This is a genomic window from Mycobacterium interjectum (assembly GCF_900078675.2).
GTDB lineage: Bacteria > Actinomycetota > Actinomycetes > Mycobacteriales > Mycobacteriaceae > Mycobacterium > Mycobacterium interjectum.
This window is the reverse complement of record NZ_LT546237.1, coordinates 569,740-575,975: the sequence shown is the minus strand read 5'-3', so window position 1 is coordinate 575,975 and position 6,236 is coordinate 569,740. Positions and strand designations below refer to the sequence as shown.

Sequence of the window (6,236 nt, the reverse complement as noted above, 5' to 3'; positions counted from 1 at the left end):
CCCGCCACGGGCCTCGATCTCCTGGAACTGCGCCCACGCCCGTTGGGCCAGCTGCTCGGTGAGGTCCTCGACGAACCACGATCCGCCGGCGGGGTCGCGCACCCGCCCGACGTGCGACTCCTCCAACAGCAGCAGCTGGGTGTTGCGCGCGATGCGCCGCGAGAAGCCGTTCGCCACACCGGGAAAGCCGCCCGCGATGGCGACGTCGAACGGGAGCACCAGCACGGTGTCGGCGCCGCCGACCCCGGCGCCGAAGGCCGCCACGGTGCCGCGGAGCATGTTCACCCACGGGTCGCGCTGGGTCATCATCGGCAGCGAGGTCTCCGCGTGAACGACGGCGGCGCCGCCCTCGGGGTCGCCGACGACCTCGGCGACCCGCGCCCAGAGCCGGCGCGCGGCGCGCAGCTTGGCGATGGTGAGGAACTGGTCGTCGTCGGCGGCCAGCCGGAAGCTGATCTGCCGCAAGGCTTGTGCGACGGACAGCCCGGAGTCGGTGAGCAACCGCAGGTAGGCCACCGCGGCCGCGACGGCGCCGGCCAGCTCCCAGGTGGCGTTGGCGCCCAGGTTGTGCAGGGCGGGTCCGTCGACGGCGACCGCCCGCACACCGCGGCTCGCGGCCGCGCGGGTCGCCACGGCGACCACTTGCTCCGTCGACGGGGACTCCCGGCCGCTGAGCTTCGCGGTCAGCGGGTCGGCGCCCAGGTCGATGGACACGGCGGCGCGCTGCTCCGGACCCAGCTCGTCGAGCAGCGCCAGCAGGGCTTCGCATGCCCCGGGGTAGTCGGAGCCCGCGTCGAGGATGACGGGCACCAGGTCGAGGTACACGCCCGAGAGCAGTTGGGCGAGCTCGGCGGGCGCCACGCCGGACTGGCCCACGCGGATCCGCAGCGCGCTGACCCCCTCGGCGAGGGCGGCCAGCACCGCGGCGTTGCCGTCACCGCCGGGAACACCGAACGCCTCGGCCACCTTCCAGCCCGCGTTGACGTCGCGCAGCGCGTCGCCGCCGCGCACGTAGGGCCACTCGCCGGGCAACGGCGCCTCGGGCAGCTCGTCGAGCGCGGTGTAGAGCGCCCGGATGGCGATTCCGTCATACGTCGGGGTCTCCAGCAGCCGCTCGGGCTCGTCCCCCAGCTGGCCGGGATCCTGGCGGGTGCTCTTGGACAGCACACCGGCGACCGCACTGCGCCAACGCCCGCGAACCTGTTCTAGGTCGGCGAGCTCGGGTACATCAATGGACACCGATTGCTCCCTTTTTCCCTGCAAATGGGGCTCTGCCACGTACTAATGAGGCTAATTGATCGGGGCTCCCGGCAAAAAACCGCGCGGGGCGCCCATCGGGGCGGGTGGCCGGGGAAACGCCGGCGCGGAGATGGGAATTATTCACTCGCGGCCCGTACCCTTGGCAGGCGTGACGGCTTCCGCCACCTGCAAAATCAGCGCCAGACTGCGTGATCTCCGTGCCGCGATCGGTGCGGGGGCGCGTCAGCTCGCCCGACCGCGCGCCGTCGCGACAGTGGTCGGGATCACAGCGCTGATCGCGGTGGCGACGTGGCTTCGGTTGCCGACGCCGCTGCAGATGCGGGACTGGGCGGAATCGGTGGGCCCCTGGTTCCCGTTGGCGTTCCTGGGCACGCACGTGGTGGCCACGGTGGTGCCGGTTCCGCGCACGGCGTTCACCCTGGCCGCCGGGCTGCTGTTCGGCCCGCTGCTGGGCGTCGCGATAGCGGTCGTCGCCAGCACCGCCAGCGCGGTGCTGGCTTTGCTGCTGGTGCGCGCGGCCGGCTGGCAGCTCAACCGCCTGGTCCGCCACCGATCGATCGACACCGTCGACGAACGCCTGCGCGAGCGCGGCTGGCTGGCCATCCTGTCGCTGCGGCTGATCCCCGCCGTGCCGTTTTCGGCGATCAACTACGCCGCCGGCGCCTCGACCGTGCGGGTGGCACCCTATACGTTCGCCACGATCGCCGGGTTGCTGCCCGGCACCGCCGCGGTGGTGATCCTGGGCGACGCGCTCGCCGGTCACCCCAGCCCGCTGCTGTTCCTGGTGTCGCTGTGCACGGCGAGCGTCGGGGTGACCGGGCTGGTCTTCGAGATCCGCCAGCACCGCCGGCACCACCGCCGCAAGACGCACAGTGCGCCGCAGGGCGAGGAGCCCGCACCGAAGCCGGCCGCTGTCAGCTAACTGCGCCCCGGCGCTATTTCTGAAGCCAAGCTGAAGACATGCGCCGAAAGAGGCCCGCTTCAGGTTGATTTCAGCTTCGCTTCCTACCGTCGCTGCCACCACCACAGCAACCAGGAGGCACCGTGACCGTCGAGGAACCGACCNCGCCCGGGCGATGGGGAGGCCGAGCCCGGCGCCGCCGTGGTCGCGGGCGCGTCCCGCATCCAGGCGCACCAGCCGCTCGAAGATGCGCTCACGCTCCTCCTCGGGAATGCCCGGGCCGGTGTCGGTGACGGTGACTTCGGCGGTGTGGTCGCCCGCGCGGAGGTCGACGTTGATCGCGCCACCGGCGGGGGTGTACCTGCGGGCGTTGTCGAGCAGGTTGCCCAGGATTTGCGCCAGCCGGGTCGGGTCCGCCTTGACCTCGAGCTCGGCCAGGCCGGTCCGGACGACCGTGAGGCGCGGCGCCAGCATGGTCGTCCGGTCGGCTTCGGCGTCGACCACCCGGGCGAGGTCGACGTCTTGCACGTCCAGCGGCAGCCCGGCATCGATGCGACTCAGATCAAGCATGTCGCCCACCAGGCGTCCGGCGCGGCGGGCGTCGGAGAGCAACAGGGTGGCGCGACGGTACTGACCGCGCGCCACCTCGTCGTGTTGATGCCGGCCGGCGTTGCTGGCCAGTTGTTCGGCGGCGACCTGGATGCCGGCGATCGGGGTGCGCAGCTCGTGGGCGGCGTCGACAAGAAATCGCCGGGTGGCCGCCTCGGCGCGCCGGGCATCCTCGGCCGCATCGCGGGCCCGCCTCTCGGAGGCTTCCAGCGCCTCCAGCATTCCGTCGAAGGCGCCGGCCGCGCGACCGAGTTCGGTATCGGTGCGCTTGGGGCGCAATCGCCGGCCGCGATCGCCGGTCGCGATGTCGGCCGCCAGCGCGGTGAGCCGATCCAACGGCCGCAGCGCGACCCGGCTGACCGCGACCGACAGCAGCGCCGCCACCAGCAGCGTCACCACGCCGGCGCCGATCATCAGCTGACGTAGCTGACGGGTCACCTGCGTGGTCTGCGTCGTGTCGGCCACCAGGATGAGCCGCGCCCCGTCGGGCAAGGGGTGGACCAACTCGGTGGCGGTGGCAGCCGGCGGCCCGGGCGGTCCGCCCGGCGGCGGGGGTGGGTAGCCCGGGGGCGCCCCGAACGGCGGGTAGCCCGGCGGCGGTGGCGGCGGTGGCGGAACGAACGCGCCAACGCTGGGGTCCGGGCTGATGGCGGGGTCGCCGTAGGCTGTGCCGTCGGCGGTGATCACGAGCGCGCGGACGACGCCGCCGTTGAGTTGGGCGGCGATTTGCTGCGGCGGGGTGTGCGCCTGCGCGAGCGCGTCCGCGCGCGAGGTGGCCGCGAGAAGGCGGTCGTTGAGGTTTCGATTTGCCTGGGCCCGCAGGCTGACGTCGATGACCACCCCGAGCACCACCAACAAGGCCGCGAGCAACCCGATGACCACGACGACGACCCGACGCTGCAGCGACGGCGTCGGCGTTACGGGATCGGCCGTCATGACCGGCGGGCTTGGATGCGGTAGCCGATGCCGCGGACGGTGTGCACGATCCGCGGCCCGTGGGCCTCGAGCTTGCGCCGCAGCCCGCTGATATGCACCTGCACCAGGTTGGGGTCATAGGCGTCGTAGCCCCACACCGCGTTCAGGATCTGGCCGGCGCTCACGATCCGGCTGCGCTGCTCGACCAGGAAGTGCAACAGCCGCAGCTCGGTGGCGGTCAGCTCCAGGTCGTGTCCCGCGCGCACGGCGACGCCCGCATCGACATCCACAATCAGGTCACCCACCTGCAGCACCCGCGGCAGCCGTCCCCGCCGGCGCAGCACCGCGCTGACCCGTGACACCAGCTCGGCCAGCTCGAACGGCTTGACGACGTAGTCGTCGGCGCCGCCGTCGAGGCCGCGCAGCCGGTCGGTGAGGCCGTCGCGGGCGGTGATCAGCACAATGCCCGCATCGCCCCAATCGCGGACCACGTCGATGAGCGCGAATCCGTCGCGCCCCGGCAGCATCACGTCAAGGACCACCAGGTCCGGTCGCAGCCCGTCGAGAGCGTCCTCCAAACCGTCGCCGTCGCGACACGCGTCGGCGTGGTATCCGGCGTCGGCCAGCGCCTCGCTGACCATTTCGCGGATGGTCTCGGAATCCTCGACCACCAGCACCCGCGGTGTACCGGCCGTGGGACGCCTCGCCGCCCGGGGGGAACTCGCCATGCCCCATTGTGAGTGCTCCGCCTCGGCNGGCTTGGCGCTGGGCGCGATCGCCGCCTTCGCACTCCCCGGCCTGGTTTTCACGGTCCGGGTTCAGCTCCCGCCGCCGCCCTATCCGCCGCCTCTGGGGTCGAACGCGCCCGGTTGCGTTTATCCGGCTCCCCCGGTGTCGGCCACCGCGCCGGCACCCACGCCCGGCGTCATTCCCGCCCCACCCTTGCCGCCGCCGCCGCGCTGAATGTCGATCAGGTCACCGGACCCGGAACCCAGCAGCGGCTTGCCGGCCACTTCCGGGGCGAAGATCAGGGTGACCGCCCCGACCGCGCCGGCGAACATGAGCATGTACGCCGGCATCATGGGGTTGCCGGTTCCGGTGACCAGCGTCTCGGCGATCAGTGGGGTGGTGCCGCCGAACGCCGACACCGCTATGTTGAATCCGATCGACACCGCGCCATAGCGCACGTTGGTGGGAAACAGCGCGGGCAGGATCGCCGGCTCGAGGCTGCTCAAGAAGACCATGGGCAGCCCGACCAGCAGCACACCGGCGAACTTCATCGGATACGCCCCACCGAACCGCATCAGGGTGAACGCCGGCAGCGAGACCGCGATGAGCAAGCCGCATCCCGTCCACATCAGTGGTTTGATGCCGATGCGGTCCGAGAGCATCGCGACGAACAACACGCCGACGGTCAGGACCGCCAGCACGATCAGGACCATCACCAGCGCCGCGGTGTCGGCCACCCCCGCGGTCTTCTTCAGATACGTGGGCACGTAACCGCTGACCATGTAGCTGGTGTCGCTGATCGCCAGCTCCAGACCGATGCAGATCAGTAGCGCTTTCCACTGCCGCACGACGGTCAGCACGAATTGGGTGCGAACCGAGACGGGCAGCGCCACCTTGTGCACCTTCTCGTAGCCGGGCGACTCGTCGATCCTCGAACGCAGGTACACCGCAACCAGGCCGAACGGCGCCGCCAGCAGAAACGGTATGCGCCAGCCCCAGTTCAGCATGTCGGCGGTGGGCAAAGCGGTCTGCAGCCCGGTCACCAGCGCGGCGCCCACCACGAAGCCGCCCAGCGTGCCCACCGGCAGGAATCCGGCCAGCATCCCGCGTTTGTGGTCCGGGGCGTGCTCGGCGATGAAGGTCATGGCGCCCGCGTACTCCCCGCCGGAGGAAAGCCCCTGGCCGATGCGGATGGCCGTGAGCAGGATCGGCGCCCAGACCCCGATGGTGTGGTAGCCGGGCAGCGCACCCGTCGCGGCGCCGCACACCGCCATCAGCGAGATCGTCATCACCAGCACAGGCTTGCGCCCGATGCGGTCGCCGAGGGGGCCGAAGATGAATCCGCCGAGCGGCCGCACGACGAAGCCCGCCGTCATGGTGCCGAAGGTGGCAATGAGGTTGCCCGCGCCGGAGTTCTCTCCGGGGTAGAACTTCTGCGCCAGGATGGTGGCGACGAGGCTGAACAGGGTGAAGTCGTAGGCCTCCATGAAGTTGCCGATCGCGGTGCCCTGGATCGACCGATGCGTGGCGCGGCCGTCGGCCGTCATGTCCCCGCGGCCCCGCGCCTTGGCCCGACCCCCGGCCGCTTTTTGACTCATCGATGCGAAAGCTACCCAAAACGCCCTAGGTCTACGCGCCGACTAAACGCTTGTTTATAGTTGTAAACGTGCATTCACTCCCCGACGACCGCACGGCCCGGGCACGCATCCGCGACGAGGCGCTGCGGCTGTTCGCCGAGCGCGGACCCGACGCGGTCACGATGCGCGATATCGCGGCCGCGGCGGGCGTCTCGGCCGCGCTGCTGATCAGGCATTACGGCTCG

5 protein-coding genes and 1 pseudogene are annotated in these 6,236 nt (G+C 71.2%); 2 read left to right on the top strand and 4 right to left on the bottom strand.

The annotated features are described in order from the left end of the window. A partial coding sequence (locus BN4348_RS37370; protein ID WP_066910749.1) for a methylmalonyl-CoA mutase family protein occupies positions 1-1,239 on the bottom strand: 1,239 nt, incomplete at its 3' end. 169 nt (positions 1,240-1,408) lie between these two features. Here BN4348_RS37370 and BN4348_RS37365 point away from each other — a divergent pair. Then, positions 1,409-2,182: a TVP38/TMEM64 family protein gene (locus BN4348_RS37365; RefSeq protein WP_066910743.1), complete on the top strand. Its 774-nt coding sequence runs from the start codon at positions 1,409-1,411 to the stop codon at positions 2,180-2,182. 144 nt (positions 2,183-2,326) lie between these two features. Here BN4348_RS37365 and BN4348_RS62125 read toward each other — a convergent pair. The 3 genes and pseudogenes from BN4348_RS62125 to BN4348_RS37350 form a co-directional block, all read right to left on the bottom strand. After that, positions 2,327-3,706 (bottom strand): annotated as a pseudogene (locus tag BN4348_RS62125) (HAMP domain-containing sensor histidine kinase); the annotation flags it as partial. Next, entirely contained in the window at positions 3,703-4,413 is a 711-nt protein-coding gene (locus tag BN4348_RS37355; RefSeq protein WP_066910746.1) for a response regulator transcription factor, read from the bottom strand. The gene BN4348_RS37355 and the pseudogene BN4348_RS62125, both read right to left, overlap by 4 nt. A 147-nt stretch (positions 4,414-4,560) precedes the next feature. Continuing rightward, on the bottom strand, positions 4,561-5,961 hold the full coding sequence (locus BN4348_RS37350; RefSeq protein ID WP_096866121.1) for an MFS transporter: 1,401 nt from the start codon (positions 5,959-5,961) through the stop codon (positions 4,561-4,563). Between the two features lie 119 nt (positions 5,962-6,080). Here BN4348_RS37350 and BN4348_RS37345 point away from each other — a divergent pair. Continuing rightward, positions 6,081-6,236 (top strand): TetR family transcriptional regulator (locus tag BN4348_RS37345; protein WP_142308789.1); only part of this gene is annotated, 156 nt, incomplete at its 3' end.